Origin of the sequence: Paraburkholderia sp. J12 (assembly GCF_905220215.1) — a bacterium.
In the GTDB taxonomy this organism is placed as follows: Bacteria; Pseudomonadota; Gammaproteobacteria; order Burkholderiales; family Burkholderiaceae; genus Paraburkholderia.
Genome location: NZ_CAJMZC010000001.1, coordinates 823,014 through 841,230 on the forward strand (window position 1 = coordinate 823,014; position 18,217 = coordinate 841,230).

General features: G+C 57.1%; 12 protein-coding genes and 3 pseudogenes. 5 read left to right on the top strand and 10 right to left on the bottom strand.

Annotated elements, in window-relative coordinates; genetic code table 11:
* On the top strand, window positions 1-1,806 hold the full coding sequence (gene phnN / locus U5760_RS03845; protein WP_322009707.1) for a phosphonate metabolism protein/1,5-bisphosphokinase (PRPP-forming) PhnN: 1,806 nt from the start codon (window positions 1-3) through the stop codon (window positions 1,804-1,806).
* 112 nt (window positions 1,807-1,918) lie between these two features.
* The gene (locus U5760_RS03850) at window positions 1,919-3,283 is read left to right on the top strand and encodes an MFS transporter (RefSeq protein ID WP_322009709.1); all 1,365 of its coding nucleotides are present in this window, start codon (window positions 1,919-1,921) and stop codon (window positions 3,281-3,283) included.
* Window positions 3,284-3,701: 418 nt separating this feature from the next.
* Here U5760_RS03850 and U5760_RS03855 read toward each other — a convergent pair whose 3' ends face one another.
* Together U5760_RS03855 and U5760_RS03860 are read right to left on the bottom strand one after the other, a co-directional pair.
* Window positions 3,702-4,145: a DUF3761 domain-containing protein gene (locus tag U5760_RS03855; RefSeq protein WP_322010026.1), complete on the bottom strand. Its 444-nt coding sequence runs from the start codon at window positions 4,143-4,145 to the stop codon at window positions 3,702-3,704.
* Window positions 4,146-4,204: 59 nt separating this feature from the next.
* The gene (locus U5760_RS03860) at window positions 4,205-4,342 is read right to left on the bottom strand and encodes an HHHH-motif protein (protein ID WP_322009710.1); all 138 of its coding nucleotides are present in this window, start codon (window positions 4,340-4,342) and stop codon (window positions 4,205-4,207) included.
* Between the two features lie 745 nt (window positions 4,343-5,087).
* On the opposite strand from U5760_RS03860, the pseudogene U5760_RS03865 reads away from it, so the two are divergent.
* Both U5760_RS03865 and U5760_RS03870 read left to right on the top strand, forming a co-directional pair.
* Window positions 5,088-5,820: pseudogene (locus U5760_RS03865) on the top strand (transposase); the annotation flags it as partial.
* A gap of 387 nt (window positions 5,821-6,207) precedes the next feature.
* Complete coding sequence (locus tag U5760_RS03870; protein WP_322009712.1) at window positions 6,208-6,954, top strand: response regulator transcription factor; 747 nt, start codon at window positions 6,208-6,210, stop codon at window positions 6,952-6,954.
* Between the two features lie 182 nt (window positions 6,955-7,136).
* On the opposite strand, the gene U5760_RS03875 is transcribed toward U5760_RS03870, so the two are convergent.
* The 8 genes and pseudogenes from U5760_RS03875 to U5760_RS03905 all read right to left on the bottom strand — a co-directional run bounded on the left by U5760_RS03875 (window position 7,137) and on the right by U5760_RS03905 (window position 16,104).
* Window positions 7,137-7,352, bottom strand: coding sequence for a DUF2827 family protein (locus U5760_RS03875; RefSeq protein WP_322009713.1), 216 nt, complete (start codon window positions 7,350-7,352; stop codon window positions 7,137-7,139).
* A 144-nt stretch (window positions 7,353-7,496) separates the two neighbouring features.
* A complete protein-coding gene (locus U5760_RS03880; RefSeq protein ID WP_322009714.1) occupies window positions 7,497-9,314 on the bottom strand; it encodes a tetratricopeptide repeat protein in 1,818 nt (605 codons plus the stop codon).
* Between the two features lie 184 nt (window positions 9,315-9,498).
* Window positions 9,499-9,948: a DUF4019 domain-containing protein gene (locus U5760_RS03885; protein WP_322010028.1), complete on the bottom strand. Its 450-nt coding sequence runs from the start codon at window positions 9,946-9,948 to the stop codon at window positions 9,499-9,501.
* 281 nt (window positions 9,949-10,229) lie between these two features.
* Entirely contained in the window at window positions 10,230-10,823 is a 594-nt protein-coding gene (locus tag U5760_RS03890; protein WP_322009715.1) for a hypothetical protein, read from the bottom strand.
* 105 nt (window positions 10,824-10,928) lie between these two features.
* A complete protein-coding gene (locus tag U5760_RS03895) occupies window positions 10,929-11,621 on the bottom strand; it encodes an OmpA family protein (RefSeq protein WP_322009716.1) in 693 nt (230 codons plus the stop codon).
* A gap of 101 nt (window positions 11,622-11,722) precedes the next feature.
* Window positions 11,723-14,584 (bottom strand): annotated as a pseudogene (locus tag U5760_RS03900) (YadA-like family protein); the annotation flags it as partial.
* 120 nt (window positions 14,585-14,704) lie between these two features.
* Window positions 14,705-15,124, bottom strand: a pseudogene (locus tag U5760_RS31615) (ESPR domain-containing protein); the annotation flags it as partial.
* A gap of 230 nt (window positions 15,125-15,354) precedes the next feature.
* On the bottom strand, window positions 15,355-16,104 hold the full coding sequence (locus U5760_RS03905) for an EAL domain-containing protein (protein WP_322009718.1): 750 nt from the start codon (window positions 16,102-16,104) through the stop codon (window positions 15,355-15,357).
* Window positions 16,105-17,041: 937 nt separating this feature from the next.
* Between U5760_RS03905 and U5760_RS03910 the strand changes: the two genes are divergently transcribed.
* Window positions 17,042-18,043 (top strand): MerR family transcriptional regulator, encoded by a 1,002-nt coding sequence (locus U5760_RS03910; RefSeq protein WP_322009719.1) that lies wholly within the window; start codon window positions 17,042-17,044, stop codon window positions 18,041-18,043.
* Window positions 18,044-18,217 lie beyond the last annotated feature (174 nt).

Below are 18,217 nucleotides of genomic sequence, written 5' to 3' on the forward strand. Positions count from 1 at the left end.
ATGGCAAAGCCCGGCGTCTTCTTCTTTGTCGTTGGCCCAAGCGGTGCCGGCAAAGATACACTGATCGATGCAGCGCGCCATGCGTTGCCGCCTGCCGACTTCGTGTACGCAGCGCGATACATCACGCGCCCGAGCGGGGCTCCGGGCGAACATCACATTGGCGTCACCGAAGAGGAGTTTGCGACGCTCGCGGATGAGGGAAAATTTCTCATCACATGGCACGCCCATGATCTGTATTACGGACTACCCATCGAACTCAAGCACGCAATCGAGGCAGGAAAAAACGTGATTGCGAATGGCTCCCGCGCGATCATTCCGTCACTGGTCGGCCGGGTACCCAATCTTGTGGTCATCGAGGTCACGGCTCCCGTCGGCGTGCTTGCCAGGCGAATCGCAGGCCGCGGCAGGGAAACCGAAGAGCAAATCGTGGCCCGCCTCGCCCGCACGGTATCGGCCGTACCTGACGGCGTTCGGTCGATCCGGGTGATGAACGATGCAGCGCCTGAGGTCGGTGCCCGTCGATTTATATCGACGGTTGAAGCGATTGCGCGGGAGACGCCCCGTGCTGCCAGTTGCCCCGGCTGGGACGATTTCCTCGAAAAACACGCCGGAGTATGCCTGGACGAGGCCGCCTACGCCCGCATCATGGGCAGCCTCGCGGGTGAACGGTTTTCTGAGGACGAGTGCGCAGATATTCTGCGGGTCCTGATCTCGGAGCTTCAAGACGAGGAAGTCGGCGCCCTTGCGCGAGTGCGCACGACACGGATGCCCCGCATCGACTGGGGCGAATCGATTGTGGTCGACAAGCATTCGATGGGCGGAGTGCCCGGCAGTCGAATCACCCTCATTGTCGTGCCCATCGTGGCGGCATTCGGACTACTCATGCCCAAGACCTCGTCCCGGGCCATTACTTCCGCCTCGGGGACCGCCGATGCGATGGAAACGATTGCCCGGGTCGAACTGGACGCCGACGAATTGCGAAGCGTGTCCCTCAAGGCGCGGGGCTGCATCGCATGGAACGGACGACTGAACCATTCGCATGTCGACGACGTCACGAACGCGATGGTGCGGCCGCTGAAGCTGGACACTCGCCGCTGGTCCGTTGCCTCCATTCTGTCGAAAAAGTACTCCGCCGGTGCGACCCACGTTGTCGTGGACTTGCCCTTTGGGCCGCAGACCAAACTCCGAAACGAACACGAGGCGCTCGAGCTGGGTACGCTCTTCGAAAAAGTCGGCGCCGAACTGGGCATCATCGTTAAGGCCTTCGCAACCGACGGCACGGCGCCAATCGGCCGAGGCATCGGTCCCGCGCTTGAAATGCGGGATGTTCTGTCCGTTCTCAACAACGACGGCGATGCGCCAACGGATCTCAGGGATAAAGCATTGCGTTTCGCTGGTGCAATCCTCGCTTGTTCCCCGGACGTAGGGACTGTCAAAAAGGGGCGAGAGGAAGCGGAACGTTTGCTCAACGATGGCTCTGCCAAAGCCGCCTTCAACCGGATCGTCGACGCTCAAGGGCGCAGGGATCTGGTAGTGCCGGCTTCACTGACTCGTACCATCAACGCCGAAGAATCGGGCCGCGTTCTGCACATCGACGGATGGGCGATTGGCGGTATTGCGAGAGAAGCAGGTGCGCCGCACGACAAGGGGGCCGGAGTCGATCTTTTGTGCCGTATCGGCCAGCAGGTCAAAGCGGGCCACGCACTGATGCGAATTCATGCATCCACTGGGACGGACCTTGAAAAGGCCGTAAATGCTGCGCTCGCCAACCCGGCGATTTCTATCGAAGCCTCGGTCGTCTCGTGAACGAATAGTTGCCCTCGCATCCAATCTGGATGCGATATCAATCATCGACGCCGGGCGATACCGGAATGTTCCGATCGTCGAAAGTGCGCGGTCTCGCGCCCACGGAGAAGAGATGTCACACGGTACTGGAAACCTTCGCTGGAAGATTGTCGCGTTTCTCATTGCGCCGATTACCTTTGTCATGACGCTAGACCGGGCGGCGATGACGGTCGCGGCACCGACCATCCAGAAAGAGCTCGGCCTTTCGATTGTCGAAATGTCGATGATCCTGACAGTCTATTTCTGGACCTACGCTATTGGCCAGGTTCCAGCGGGTCGAATGGCCGAGCGCATCGGTTCGCGCAAAGTGCTTGCGAGCACCAGCGCGGTCTGGTCGGTCATGATGATGGCGACACCGCTTGGCCCCACGTTCGCATGGTTGTTTGGCTGCCGCCTCGTTCTTGGTGGCGCTCAGTCCGCGGACTGGTCAAGCGGCGTCGTTGCCATCAAGCGCTGGTTTCCGCGTACCGAACGCGCCAAGGGCAATTCAATACTGCTGGCAGGGCTGTATCTGGGGCCGATTGTCTCCGCGCCTTTGACGGCCTGGACCATCATCCGGTTTGGATGGCCAGCGGTGTTCTATGGTTTCGGCGTACTCGGCCTGCTCCTGGGTGCTATCTGGTGGATCGGCTATCGCGACAAACCATCCGAACACCCGTTGATTACGCCCGAAGAAGCGAAGTTCATCGCCGACGGACAACCCATCGAAGCCCCTCAGGCAAAAGGCGCTTTTCTCCGCTGCTTTAAACAGCCGCGCTTCTGGATCTTCGGCATCCAATACTTTCTGCTAGTGCTGATTCAAAGCTTCTACACGACGTGGCTACCGACGTACCTGACTCGCGCAAGAGGGCTGTCTCTGAAGGACATGGGAATCTATGCTTCGCTCCCGTGGGTCGCCGTCTTCATTGCTGTGTTCGTCGCCGGCATCATCTGCGATCGCATCTTGAAGAAGACCAATTCGGTCTATTGGGCCCGTACTCCGGTTGCGATGACGGGGTTTGTGGTGAGTGCCGGCGCTCTGATTGCAGCGTCTCGTGCAGTGGAAATGTCGGCTGTGATCAGCCTGCTCTGCCTCTCGTTCGCCGCGGTCGGGTTTGTTCAGGTCGTCGTCTGGTCGGCGGCGCAAGACCTGGGCCGCGCCTATACGGGCGTCATGTCCGGCTGGACCAACCTTTGGGGCGCGCTCTCCAACGTCGCGGGCCCCGTAACCGTGGCTTACACGGTAAAGATAACCGGCAACTGGGAAAGCGGCTTGTTCCTGATTGGTGCAGCCGCTGTCTTCGGTGCAATTCTCTGGATTTTCCTGCATCCGGAGCGGCCGCTTCAGAGCACTGCCGACATCGACGCCGAACCGCAAGTCAAGCCGCCGGCCGAAGCGATGGCAAGCGAAGCGGACATTGTTATAGCCACAACGCGCCTGTCAAATCAGGAATCCTGATTCTTTGCATCACGGTCAGAAGCAGGCGGGACACGGGAATCGATGCGTTTGCGGGATACTCGATGAAGACTTGTGGTGCCAGGCATTATCGACAAGTCGCTCAAGGACATTCTCGATGGTTACGATGCGGAGGAGGAATTGCTGCACAAGATTGTCATTCCGGCAACCATGCGGGTCGAAGCGATGAAATGGCTCTACCGGATGAACCTCACAAACGCGTCGCTGTTCCCTGGGCTGGATGGGCTCGCGCGGTCGATCGCCCTCGAACGGGAGATTGTCTGGTCAATGTCCGCGCCGTTCGTTTACCCGTTTAGCCGCGGCGATATCAATCGAAGACCATCTACCAGCAATCGCTGGGCGGCGGGACGAAACTACCCTCCCGCCCCACCACAACGCCAAACCAGATCAACGAGATCGCTTACGAGCAGGCCTTGCCGCGTGCCGGATGATCGCCGGCAGCCTTGGCCGCGGCTTCCGACATATACTGGCCTTGCTTCGTCTTACCGTAGAACTCGTCACCCTGGCAGTGATAGACGCTGGATTTGGTGTTGACCCACACCTGGCCAGGGCCGCCGGCCGGCGCCGCGGCGGCGCTAGCCACGGACGCCGCTGTAGCCTGCTTTACCGGGGCTGCGGCGACCGGAGCGCTAGCCGTGGCGGCGCTGCTCGCGGCAGCCCCGTACCACGTCTTTACTCCCTTGTGCCCCTTACACGCGCCCTTCTTGCTTGCGCTGTTGCTAAACGAGCCGTCCTTGCACAGACCGGTGGTGCCTGCCGGCGCGCTGGCCGGAACCTGGGCAAAGCTGCTCAACGAAACACACAGGCCGACGGCGAGTGCCGTAAAGAAAACTGATTTTTTCATGATGGATGCACTCATTGGGAATTGGGACGGATCATTTGCCGAATGCGTACCAGGCAAGCTCACTTGACCCAGTGACACACACGATGGTGGTGATGGTCGAAGTGACACACGCGGTGGGGGTTAGCGTTGGCGATCGCCGGTGTGAGAACGGTGAGCGTAACGGCCGTCGCGGCCAGAATCCTTGCGATGCGAATCATGTCGATCTCCTGAATGGTCGAGCAACCCTCCTTCGAGCTGCTGCAGGCTTAACGGAAATGAAGCGCAATGCGTGCACGTCGCGACAAGCGACATGACTATTGTTAACATTCTGAGCGCACCCATCGCGGCTTGATATGCGGCTATATGAAGCGATCATCGTCTGCGACGAAAGACAGCTAAAGGCGACCTGGCCTGCGGAGTCATTGCCTTGCGGCGCGGGTAATCCCTACATGCTCCCTTTTCATGTCTACAAGCATGAGCCCAAAAATATCCGGTTCGTGGCGTGGCCATACGTGGTCATCCGCGAGGAGCAACGTGCGAACACTGGCGCTCTGATTTGACGAAACGCGGCAAGAGTCCTGGTGTGACTTGCCGATTCGCGAGCCTTACGGTCCGTCAACTCCTGACACGCTCGCCAATAACGCCGCTGGAAATGCCGTAACGCAACCTGTCGAACAGAAATCCGCTGTGATCCTCGCGGACGAAACCATGCGCTCATCACATAAAAAGCGGCCCGTTCCAGAGAGAAAGGAACGGGCCTAAGGGGTTGGTACAGACATGACACCAGTAACGGGTACTGGCGAAGAAAACGATAAGTCAAACGTCTTGCACCGTTTATCAACTTTCGTGAACTACTATGCTGGCTGAATTATTTTCGTTGCTCCAGCAACATAGTCTGTCGAGTCGGTGAAGAATCAGGCACTACCGGAACCTCATGACATGCCACACGAAGACGCGCTGTAGCGCCGATATGAACTGGACGAAATGTTCAATGTACTTCCGTGGATGGCGCGAGCCGGTGCGTCGTAGCGCATGCTGCTGACTAACTTCCCGCCGTGAGGGGTGGTCTAAGAACAAAAACCAGGTTGGCTCAACGCGGGTTGTTTTGAGGCGATCGTCAACGATTCGCGTTCGGCACTGCGTGTAGCACAGGAACGCTAGGGGCACAGTCCAATGCGGTGATTCTGGATGGACGCACGTTGCAAGCAACATGCGCGAGCGGGCTACGACCGTCACAAGCGCAAGCAAAGTTCATATGACCTTCGACACGCTGGGCCTGCTGCTCTCGGTACACATTACCCCCGCCAACGAGCAGTGGCGCGCACAGGTGGGCGAGCCTACGCGTCAGGTTCAGCACGTCACTAGTCAGACGGTGAAACCCGCCTTTGCTGACCAAGACCATCCCGGCGACACGGCTGCGCAAGCCGCACGCGACGAAGGCATGGAGTTACAGGTCATCAAACTGCGCGAGGCGAAAAAGGCTGCGTACCGCTGCCGCGCCGCTGGATGATCGAACACAACTTCGGGTGGCTGAGTCGCCTCAGGTGATTGGCACGCGACTATGGGCGCCCTCCTGAAACACTGGCAGGCCGGCACTTCGTCGTCTTCGCCAACGTTCATGCTTGTTCATACCGCATCCATTCTCACCGCCTTCATCCACTCGACTCACTACAAAAGCTTCATCAAATTTATTTAAAACCTCCACTCAAAGTCAATAATTTTTATTCGAAAAATCTCAAAATATGACGATATATTACATTAAATTTCCACCCTCAATCACACTCCATTTTTTCTGTTTCGACCCGATTCGCCTCAACCTTTCCCAGCTCTTCCAACCATTCCGTCAAGCCTTTTTTGATATGGAATTTAATTCTGAAAATAATTGTCAATTTTTGCAAACTTTAATCAATTTCCCATGCAAATGCTTTAATGTTAAACATAACCACAAAGTTCATCCCCAAGCTCGATATTTTGCATTCAATCAATTCATCTGATTAAAACCGGTGGCGTCCATCATATTTAATTCAGCATGTAAAAAACAAGTCGCTTCAGCTTAGAGCTACAACTTTGAAGTGACTATGTAATGGACGAGGAACACGATTTGGCGAAAATTCTTTTGCTCGAAGAGAGTCGTAGTGAAGCAGAATTTCTGCAGCTGACACTACGGGACGACGGGCACGAAGTTCGGTCTTTTCAGCGGGGAACGCAAGCGATTCGCTATCTGGAAAATTCCGTAGTCGACCTGCTATTGCTCGACTGGCATGTCTCCGACATCTCCGGCCTCGACGTTCTGGGTTGGGTCAGGCACAGAATTGGACGTGAACTGCCTGTGCTATTCATCACCCAGCGAACGCATGAGGATGAATTGGTGCTCGCGCTGAACGCTGGTGCAGACGACTATATGATCAAACCGATCCGGACACGGGAGCTAACGGCGCGCGTGAAATCACTGCTGCGTAGAGCATATCCCGACGCCGAGCAAGATGAAAAGCCTCTGGAGTTAGGTCGATACCGCATCGATCCAGGCAGGCGGATCATCCTTCTGGACAATGAATTTCTCGACTTAACCCCTAAGGAGTTTGACCTTGCTGTCCTCTTATTTCGCAACATGGAACGCGTAATTCCGCGCGATACGCTCATTGCCAGGATATGGGGCCGCGAACCGAGCTGGGTGTCGCGTAGTCTCGACACGCATATTCACCGCTTGCGTACGAAGCTTCGCCTTGGTCCGGAAAATGGTTTGCGTCTACGTGCTGTTTATACGCACGGATACCGCATGGAGTTAGCAAGTGAACCCGTTCAAAACCTGCTGCCTCCAGATCCGCCTTGACTCCGAACCGCAAGCAATTCTGCATTCTGTAGACTGGGAGTCCACCGCCGGATCGATCAAACAGATTGGTGTGCCTATAAAGTAAGGGGCACATTCCTGGCAAATCAGACACCACTATCGGAAAGCCTATTTGACTACCAGTTTTTATGGAGTGACGCACACAGCATCACTTCGTCGACATGTCACAGGAATATATTGGCATCAGCGCGATATACGGCCAGATTCTGGTCGTGCCCGGCGAAGGTCTGATTCATTAATATCGCGCCTTTCTCGCAATCAAATTCGTGATAGCGGTAGCCGCAGTTTTCAATCAAATGCGAATTACGGACCAGCGGGTATCCACCATAGAGCGCTTCATAGCAGACATAGTTCTGTGCATTTTCCCACTGGTGACTCACCCACCGGCCATCTCGATGACTACGTTCACCTCATCCATCACGTCTCTGCTCGACATACGGCGCAGACTCAAACCAACTCCGCGACATCACCCCCGGCGGCATGCCACACCGGTCCCCGCAGTCGATGAGTAGCACCGCCTTCACTTATCGCGCAACGAGGTCGGCAAGGTCGCGGCGAAGCCGCCGAAGTACTGTGGACCAGTCTTGGTAGTGCTCCTGCCGGTACAGTGTCACCGACGGATACCACGGACTATCAGGTCGTTCAAGCATCCAGACCCAATGTGGGTTAACGTCCAGAAGCAGCCAGGTACGTACACCCAACGCGCCGGATAGATGCGCAACCGATGTGCATACAGTAATGACCAAATCGAGATTGCAAATCAAAGCCGCCGTTTCGTCGAACGAATCGAGCGATGCCGTATGGTCGATCAGTTCGACACCCCCGTCGGCAATCGCTTTTGTGTCCTCCGCACCGTCGATCTGCAGGCTGTAAAACAGGGTACCGGGAATCCCACCCAATGCTTGCGCGTACAACGATGGCGATATCGAACGCAGTGGATTACGCTGGTGCGAGCGACTGCCACTCCAGACGAGCCCAACCTTGAACGCCGTGTCGCCCGACAGCTTCGAGCCCCATCGCCTTACGCGGATGGGGTCCGCTTCGAGGTAACGTGATGGTGCCGGGAGCGTGTCCAGCGTCACGCCGAGTCGCAGTGGCAGGCTGCCAATCGGAAGATCGAAATCGAATGCCGGAATTTCGGTTGCATCATGCGGTACAAAAGTAATTTCATGTGCGGCAAAACTGCGTTCGAAGAGCGGCATGAGTTTTCGAAAGCAGCAGTAAATCAACGTGCCACCAACTGCCCGCATATGTTCCGCAATGACGCTAACGAAGCGCACGAATTGGATCGCGTCACCCAAGCCTTGTTCGCCCCATATGAGCAGCACCTTGCCATGCAGATCCTCGCCTTGCCAACGCGTCTGCGGAGTCAGGAAGGAGATATGCTCCAGCTCCGGCGAACCGGCCCAGCGCGCCTCGTGATTAACAAAACCATTGGCGTAGTCGCCTCTTCGAAGCTGCAGCATCGCCCCGGCCCACAAGGCTTTGGGGTTCCTCGGCGCCGCCTGCGCAGCCCGTGCGACGGCGGCCTGCGCCTCATCCCAGCGTTGCAGCTCCTTGAGGGCGCTGCTCAGCGCAAGCAGCGCGACGAAGTAGCCCGGAGCCAGGGCACAGGCTCGTTCGGCCGTAAGCAGTGCACTCTCTGGATCGCGCAGACGCAGCCATGCATTGCTCGCATTGGTCCAGGCCAGAGCATTGTCGGGGTCGAGCCGCAACGCCTGCTGGGCGAAACGCAGCGAAGCGCGATCATCCTGCATCTGATAGTGGAGTGCCGACAGATTGCTGTGCAGCATGGCGTTGCCGGCGTCGATTGCCAACGCCCTTTGATATGCTGCGAGCGCGGCTTGTAGCGACGAATTCTTATGGTGTGCCAGCCCCAGCAGAAACCACGCCCGAGCCAAATCCTGCCGAGCTTCGCACCATCCGGTAGCGACCTCCACGGCACGCGCATGAAGGCCGAGTTGCAGCAGAAGCTCGATCCATGTATCAAGCCACTCGGAAGATTTAGATGAGTAAGCGGTCTGCGGCGAATTTTGGAAGGCGCGTTCATAGCATGCATTCGCGCGTTCGAATTCACCTTCTCGCGCCGCGAGGCGCGCCAGTTCGATGTGCGTCGGAGCAAATTCAGTGGTGACTGATAGCGAGCGCTCAAGCGTCGTTAAAGCCTCGCTGTAGCGACCGCGCAGCCTCAGCAGGTGAGCTTTTGCCGTCAAGGCACCGGCGTCCTTGGGCTGCAGTGCTTGCCATGCCTCGATCTCCTTGGCAGCGCTCACGGACTCCCCATTTGTGAGACTCTGCTGAATTCTTTCGAATCGAGTCTGGGGAGAGAATTGCAAGGTCATCGGTCGAAATCCTTCCGAACATAAAACGAGTACTAAGCTGGAACTCAGATCCGCTGGCGAACAGCCCGCGCTGGCAAGTCGTCGAATAGAGCCGCATAGGCGTCGTGATTCTCAATGGCTTCGATGACCTTTAGCGTTTCGGCCTCGTGACGCAGGCCGACCGTTATGCCAACGCACAGTCCGCTCACGGTGTCGCAATCCGCCCCTCGGACTCACCCGGATTCTGCGTTTGGCGCGTGACGTAGCCGGTCAGGTGCCACCGGCTATCGTCTCCCAGGCGGAAGCTCAGCATTTCGAACACCTTACGACCGTTCGCCAGGGTAGAGAAGTCGACATTCGCGTAAAGACCATCGGGAATTCCTTTCGCGCCGCTGTACTGGATCCGTGTAATCGAAGCCCAGCCACGCCGGGTCACGGCACCCACAGACTGCCGCGTTTGCTGCATCTCGCGCGCGAAGCGCTCCTGTGGCACGCTCGCCTTGACGAACGGCGCGGCATCTTGCCAGAGCGCCGCATAGTGGTTGGCGTCGAGCTGTTGCAAGACCTGGTTGGCATCGTTTAGCAGTTCGTCGGCCGACGTGCCCTGTTGCGCGAGTGTGTGCGTCGACCCGCAAGCCATCGCGCCAGCGACCATCCATGTTGCGGCAACGCGAGCAGCAATCGATAGGCGGGTCCGCCTGGCGATTCGTTCAAGCGAAAAATTGAGCTTCACAATGTGAACCTAAATCTATACGTTAAACAGGCACGGAGAGGGAGCAGCCAGGAAAGCGCGGCACGGCTATAGCCGGTGTGGCTCGACACCATCGCCTCCGTGACGCCGGCAATCAAGCGCAAACCCGCGGGTCTCCCATTGGCCGCACCCCCGCGTCCATATCTTGAACGACTGCCTTTCGCTGTTTCCACCGCGCGCTTCCTTTATTGCCCTTCGCCCCACCGAAACTGAACCTGCCGACGGATGATGAGACAGGCCGGCGGAGTATCGACGAGCGTGACCGTTTCACGAGGCCGACCAGGTGCTGTGTAGACGGAAATGGCCTTCACAAGCACGGTTCCCTGATAACCTCTTAGCTCCGAGCGGGCAACTTCTTTGCAGGATATTGGCTCACTCGATATACGCTCCGCCAGAATTGTGCAGCCGCCGGTAGACCCCGGAACCGTGGTAAGCGATACGACAGCTGAGGTATTCCCGTACTCCAGTCCAGACAAAGAGAAAAACGGTTCGCGATCCGGGTTGCCACGGTCCCAGTCGAGCACGACATCCGCGCGCTGCGCGTGTTCAAATAGCCGACTTGAAACCTGATCGACCGCCCGGTAACACCTCTGGATCCCAACCACACCAGCTGCCTTGGCCAATACAGTGGGGGCAGGTTGCGCCGTGGAATCCGGCAACAGTGAGTTCGACTGTCCTGGCGCCAACTGGACGTAGAACCCAAAAAGCGCAGCGACAACGATGCTGCGATTGCAGCGCATCACCTTGACCGGCCACTTCTTCATTTCCAATCGAGTCATGGTATGGATTCCTACTTTCTGGAGTTCGTGTCAGCAAGGACCACAATCAACCGACCTCCATACGTAATCACCTACCTCTCACAATCGGCACCATCGGGGAATTTTTTAGCTCTTGTCGAGATCAAGAAACACCTCGACCCGGCGATTCCGCGCACGCCCCTCGGGAGTCGCATTGGTGTCGATCGGATGCTCTTTCCCATACCCGACGTGAGCGAATTTTTTTGCCATCAGCCCATGGTCATTCAGGTAAGTTGCAACCGCCGCCGCCCGCCGCTCGGACAGAGCCTGGTTATAGTCAGCAGAACCCACCGAATCGGTGTAACCGTAGACTGCAACAGAATTGATCGACACACCTTTAGCCTCTTCAATCAAACGGTCGAGTTCGACTCGCGCGAGAGGCGTGAGAGTGGCTTGCGCGGTGTCGAAGTACGCGTCCCCGCTAAGAACAATCACAGTGGGCGGAAGTGTTACTGCGGGAACCGACGTGGGCACAGACGCGGGCTGCGGAGTGCGGTCGCCGCACTCAAACAGAATGTTCCGGTCATCCGGCCGACCGCCAGAGGTGCTACCTGACAATGCCTCACCCTGCAACAACCTGACCGGTTGATCCTTGCAGATTGATTCGGCTTCTTTGACGCAGGTATTGGAATTCTCGAGTAGGCCGTAACACGTTACCCGATGGGCCGACCCGCCATCCGGCAATGTCACTGCGTAGTTGGTATGAGTGGGGCCCGATGCAGCCGTGCAGCCGGCAAGTGCCGCTACCGCCAGCGGAATGCCTAATCTCGCGTTGAACATGATTTACCTCTTTTTTATTCACTTCGCTCCGGTCGGACCGGAAATGAGTCTAAAGTCGCGGCCGCCGGACCCGACTGAATCCGGCGGCGGTCAGCAATGACTTACCATTGATAGCCCATGCCAACCCCGTAGGTATATCCGGCAGCCCCTCCGCTCACCCCACCTCGTAGCTTTATGTTGTCCGTCAGCCGCGCAGTGAAGCCGAGCGCCACTGCGCTGTAGCCCTGGTATGAGCCGCCACCGATGCCCACTGCAATCGTCTTTCCGGCATCGACCTCAGGAATCATCGACAATGCGGTGGCCGCTGCGATGCCCGAGTAAGCCGTACGCGCCACACCATTCACGCTCGTCTGCACGGCGCTCAATTGCGACATATTGACCGCGTCGGTCGGATTGACACCAGGCGCGACATTACTGATAGTGCGCTCGCTGCCCGGTGCGCCGACTGACACAGTATTCGGGGCGGCGGCTACCGAACCGGCACCCAACGCAACCGAATTCGCCCCGCTGGCCGAAGCGCCCGGTCCGATCGCGACACCGTTGGCTCCGGACACCAACGCATTGGCACCAACCACTGTAGCGCCCTGTGCGGAAGCTATGGCACCACTGCCCAACGCTGTGCTGTTGTTGCCGGTCGCCGCCGCACCGCTGCCACCTGCAAGCGAATTCTGACCGCTTGCGCCAGGCGACGAATAATTGGACGCATTGCCGGTTATCCAGTTGTTCGACGTTGCGACAACGTTTGAGTTACCGACAACTCCGCTCAAACTCAGGTTGGCGGCCAGTTTGTCGATTGCCTCATCCGTTGCAAACAGTTGCGAGCCATTGACCGCATCCGTACTGGTCGCGGTCACTCGACCGGCCGCGACGTTCGTGATCTGACGTTCCGAGCCGGATGCGCCCACGCTAACCACGCTGGTCGGCGTCGTTCCAGCGTAGTTGTACGTCACGCCCCCGATCGTCCCCGTTGACGTTGGATTAGGTGCGGCAGTGACTGCCCCGGATCCCAGCGCCACGTCGTTTGTGTTGTTCGCCACGGCGCTCGAACCAATGGCGATCGCCCCTGCTGCTGCGGCTGTCGATGCGTTGCCAAACGCCACGGCACCTTGACCCGTTGCAGAGTTAGCGTTTCCGAGTGCGACCGCCCCGGCGCCGATCGCGGAGTTAGCGTTACCCATTGCTACGGCGCCGGTACCTGTCGCCACGTTCGGATCCCCGATCGCCACAGCACCATTGCCGCTTGCCGTATTGCCGGCGCCGACAGAAACCGCTTGTCCCCCCGTCGCCATTGCATTCTGGCCGACCGCCACCGCACCATCCGAATTGGCGTTAGCACCGTTGCCTACCGCCACGCTACTTGCACCCGCCGCAGTCGCGTTGGTGCCCGCAGCTATCGCATTGATCCCTGTCGCGCCATTATTGGCGTAGTTCCCTTGCTGGGTGCCGTTGTCGTTGACGCTGTAGTAATGCGTCGTAGCAGCACTAATCGCAGTGGAGGTCGAAGTCGACAGCGAAGCGACACTGCTATTGGTCGTGCTCAGGCCGGTGGACAGTGAAGCCACGTTGCTGCTGGTCGTGCTAAGGCCGGTGGACAGCGAACTGATCCCCGTCGACGCCGACGTCGACAGCGAAACCACATTGCTGTTCGTCGTGCTCAGACCGGTGGACAACGAACTGATTCCCGTCGACGCCGACGTCGACAGCGAAACCACATTGCTGTTCGTCGTGCTCAGGCCGGTGGACAACGAACTGATCCCCGTCGACGCCGACGTCGACAGCGAAGTCACGTTGCTGTTCGTCGTGCTCAAGCCGGTGGACAACGAACTGATTCCCGTCGACGCCGACGTCGACAGCGAAGCCACGTTGCTGTTCGTCGTGCTCAAGCCGGTGGACAGCGAACTGATCCCGGTCGACGCCGATGTCGACAGCGAAGCCACATTGCTGTTCGTCGTGCTCAGGCCGGTGGACAACGAACTAATCCCCGTCGACGCCGACGTCGACAGCGAAGCCACGTTGCTGTTCGTCGTGCTAAGGCCGGTAGACAACGAACTAATCCCCGTCGACGCCGACGTCGACAGCGAAGTCACATTGCTGTTCGTCGTGCTCAGGCCGGTGGACAACGAACTGATTCCTGTCGACGCCGATGTCGACAGCGAAGCCACATTGCTGTTCGTCGTGCTCAGACCGGTGGACAGCGAGCTGATTCCCGTCGACGCCGACGTCGACAGCGAAGTCACATTGCTGTTGGTCGTGCTCAAACCGGTGGACAGCGAACTGATCCCCGTCGACGCCGACGTCGACAGCGAAGCAATGTTCGCATTGGTGGTACTGGCGACCGCGTAGAGCTCCGAACCGTTGATGGCGTCGGTGCTGGTCGCCGTGATCTGCCCCGCAGCCACATTGGTAATCGTCCTTTCCTTGCCCGGCGTACCCACGCTCACGGTGGAGGTCGGCGTCGCTCCGGCGAAGCCGCCATAAGTCACGCCGCCAACCGTGGCCGAACTCGTACCCACTGCCGTCGTCGTAACCGAACCGTAGCCCAGCGCCACGTCGAGGGCATTCGATGCAGTGGCAGTCGGACCAAGCGCCACGGACCCAGTCCCGGCAGCCGTGGCCTGGTGACCCAGGGCAACCCCGCTGACTGAAACGGTATTAGGGCCAAGCGCCACGGATCCGGTTCCGGTCGACGAAGCGTTATCGCCCAAAGCAATCGCGTTGTCCGAGTTGGACGTCGCGTTTGTTCCAAAGGCGATCGAGTTCGTTCCAGATGCACTTGCAGCATAACCCTCTGCCGTTGCAAAGGAACCCAACGCCGTCGCGCTTGCACCCAATGCTATGCCACCGTCCGTCAGATTCGACACACCGTCAACCAGCGCGCCGCTTCCGATCGCAATGCCTTGAATCGACGCGTTGGTCGTGTGAGCATTGCTGCCGATGGCAATACCACTATTGCTCTGCGTACTGGTGGTCTGATCGGCGATGGCGCCCACACCCAGCGCAACACCCTGTCCATATGCCTGTGCGTTCGTGCCAATCGCAATGGAATTGATATCCCCTGCAGTTCCGGTAGCGCCGGCGCCATCGCCGATCGCTATCGACCCATTGGTTGTAACGGACGCACCTGTACCCAATGCTATTGCATTAGTCGTGTTTGGGCCAATCGATGCGCCCGTCCCAATTGCAGTCGACGACACAGACCCGGCACCGACGCTAGATCCTGATCCGATCGCAATCGAAGTATCGCCTGATGCAGTCGCTGTCGAAGCCGTTGCCGTTCCCGCATTACCTGCAATCGCGATGGAATTCAGGCCGGTGGCAGAACCGCCGCCGGCGTCATACTGCGCATAGGCCAAATTTGCTCCTACGCCACCCATCAATCCGACGACCGCGATATGAACGACCACCGCCGCTTTGTTGCGCTTACCACGCGCAGAACTGATTTCCGAAGCCGCCACCCATGATCCCAGAGCTTCATTCCAGATCGTTTTGTATGATTTATTCATTTTTCAACTCACCCATCTTTTCCGTACTTTTACTCGATCAACCCTCATCAAAATTTCCGATCAATAGACAAGGACATCAATCAAATTAAAAACGTGCAGATCCACCAATTTATCGCAAGATATTAGTAATACTTATTATTTTAGTTTTAATAAATCTTGCCCCGTCAACTCTTACGGATACGTCAATTCTTCATCCAGACCCGCACGAGGTTCCTCAACAAATGCCCTCCTCACCAAAAGCGCTGACCTTCCGCAAAGAAAAATCCCTGAACCCACCTCGCGCCAGCCTCCTTGGCCAACTCGAGATCCGATTCATTCTCTACGCCCTCCACTACCACGTAGCTGGAGATTTCTGAGGCAAGTGAAACCATCTCGGCCAGTCGCCGAACCTCGAAAACGCCAGTTCGTATTCCTGCAAGGAAAGAGGCATCTATCTTTACGATGTCGGGGTCGCCCACTTCAATTGCCGTTTCGATCCCAAACCCGACTCCGTAGTCGTCGACGGCTAAACGGCAACCCGCTTTTCTGAGCGCGTCGCCAAATTGTCGCCCCCCACCGCGCTCCAGCGCCTCCGTCTCGGTGATCTCGACGATTAGTCGACTCGCCGCGTCTGGCGTAGTCGCAAGGTCAACAAACATTGCTTCCCACACCACGTCCAACACTGCACTCGCACCGGAGACATTTACACCCAGACACAGGCATGGGTTCGCGCGCAATAGCGCAATTGCACGTCTCACCACGTACCTGTCTAGTTGGCGGATTAGCCCAATGGCCTCCAGAGCAGGTACGAATTCGCTCGCCCGAAGAATACGTCCGCATTTATCGGACACTCGTGCCAGGCACTCCCAGTACAACAACCCCGCCCCCGTGCCCTCAACGCTGCAGACCGGTTCCGTCGCGAACTTGACGCGCCCTTCGTACATCGCATCGACTACCGCTTCAGCGATCTTCAGCGAAGGCAGGTCTTCCAGCGTTCCCATGTAGCACCTTTGGCAGAAAGCCTGTCCAGCACCCGCGTACACCTCTAAATTCTCATTCGAAGGATAAGTTCGTCTTTTGCAGCACGAAGGGGAGGAAAAAACTTCTCAAATCTAGATCCAACACGCACCATCGTGTTGGCCCTTTTCGCAACATTTTTTCTAAAAAAGAAAACCCGAATAAATATGCATCATTCATTTCAATTTGACCAGTCCGATAAAATGATTTTAGCAATCCTTGACATTTATAATGTCAACACTTAAATACACCAACTTGAATTAGAGTTCACATCTCGTCAAATTCAAATGAGTTTGAAAGAAATTGAGTTTGCATTGACTCATATCCATGTAACATTTGATGATTCGAAAATATCAAATTCGAAAGAAATTGAGTCATCATTGAACACAGTTTCCATAACATTTATCGTAAGACAAGAAGAATGCCTTCGAAGACAGTGAGTTAGGAGTGACTCCATATTCAGTAACATTTGCGATCCTAACTATCGTTCATTTGAAAAATAGTTTCCCTTATAAGTTTGTCAACTTATTTGAGACAGCTTGAGCACCATCCCGGATTGGCAGAAAATCAACCATACGTGACTTTTAGCTGATGATTGGGTCGCGAACTCCATGTCAGGACTGAGTAGGGGAATGGCGGCCCGCGGATCGAACAAGTATTCCTCAAACCGATTGAAGTACTCCGCCGGCAAGAAGGCAGCGCCTTGACTGCTCTAGCGTTTCATCGATGCCTCTCTTGCTATAGGTTCCTCAGCGTTACCAGTGATTTTTTTGTCCGGCTTTGGATCGATTGCTCAACCGACAGGCTAGAAGACCCGCTGGCCGCCCGTGTGCGCCCCGCTGCCTTTGGCTGATTCACTAATACTCCAAGGCAGACTATGATTGAATTACAGATTGGAAAGGAGGCTGCAGTCCATTGACTATGGATGACAAGAATCAGAGGCGTTTCCGGAGCAGCGTAGCGGCGCGGTTGGCAAAGATCCCCGTCGCCACACTACGTATTTGGGAGCGCCGCTATGGTGTCGTGGCTCCCCCGAAAAGTGACTCGGGGCAACGTCTGTATTCGGAGGATGACGTTTGCAGGCTATCGCTGCTCAAGCGGCTCGTGCAGCGCGGTCATCCGATCGGCACGATTGCGAAGCTTGACCAGTCGGAACTCGAACACCTCGCACTCGGGCGTTCTGAGAAGGAACTCGCAGAATTGGCCTCCGGTTCGACGCCGCTGCCTTTGGGCATCACGCTCTGGGTTATCGGCGAAGCGCTCGTACAGCGTCTCGAAGCGGACGATGTTGACCTCCCGGGCGCCGGAGTGGTCAATGTTAAGCGCTTTGCGAATCTGGAAGAGGTCACCTCTCACCGCTCCATTGAGCCAGTGGATGTCGTACTGATCGCAGCTACGTCGCTGTACGAAGACGTAGCTTCACAAATTCTGAGTCTGGGTCAAGCGTGTCAGGCAAGAGAAATCGCGGTGACCTACGGTTTTGGCGCCGACCAGGCCCTCCGGATGCTACGACTATCCGGGGTGCGACTCTACCGTGAGCCCGACAGCCACATCGAATTGCAGTATGTACTCAAAGAGTTAGCCAACGTAGCGCAGTCCTGGCGCCCCGCCTCTCAGGAGGGTCTTTGGTTACGTGCGTCGCGCCGCTTTGAAGACTGGACGCTTTTCGAGCTGGCCGGAAGATCATCGATTGTTTCGTGCGAGTGCCCTCGTCACTTAGTTGAACTCATCATGAAACTCTACGCATTCGAGAAGTACAGCGACGAGTGCGAATCGCGCTCAGTCGAGCACGCATTGCTACACCGCAATCTTGGTGACGTAGCAAACCGCGCACTCGCGCTGTTCGAATCCGCGCTCGCGCGTATCACAGACGAAGAGGGGCCGCTGCCGAAGCAACGCGACCACTCCCCTTCGCGTGATTGACTTGTGTAAGAACAATGGCCGCAAGCAAACCGACCGGCAACGGGAATTTCACCCTCGATCGGAGCGGGATCGCGACACGGGATCGGGGAGAAGAGGCTATCGATAGTTGCCAGAAACACCCACCTGCTAGCGCTGAAGTTGCTGACGGACGACTGAGCATCGGTTAAACGCCGT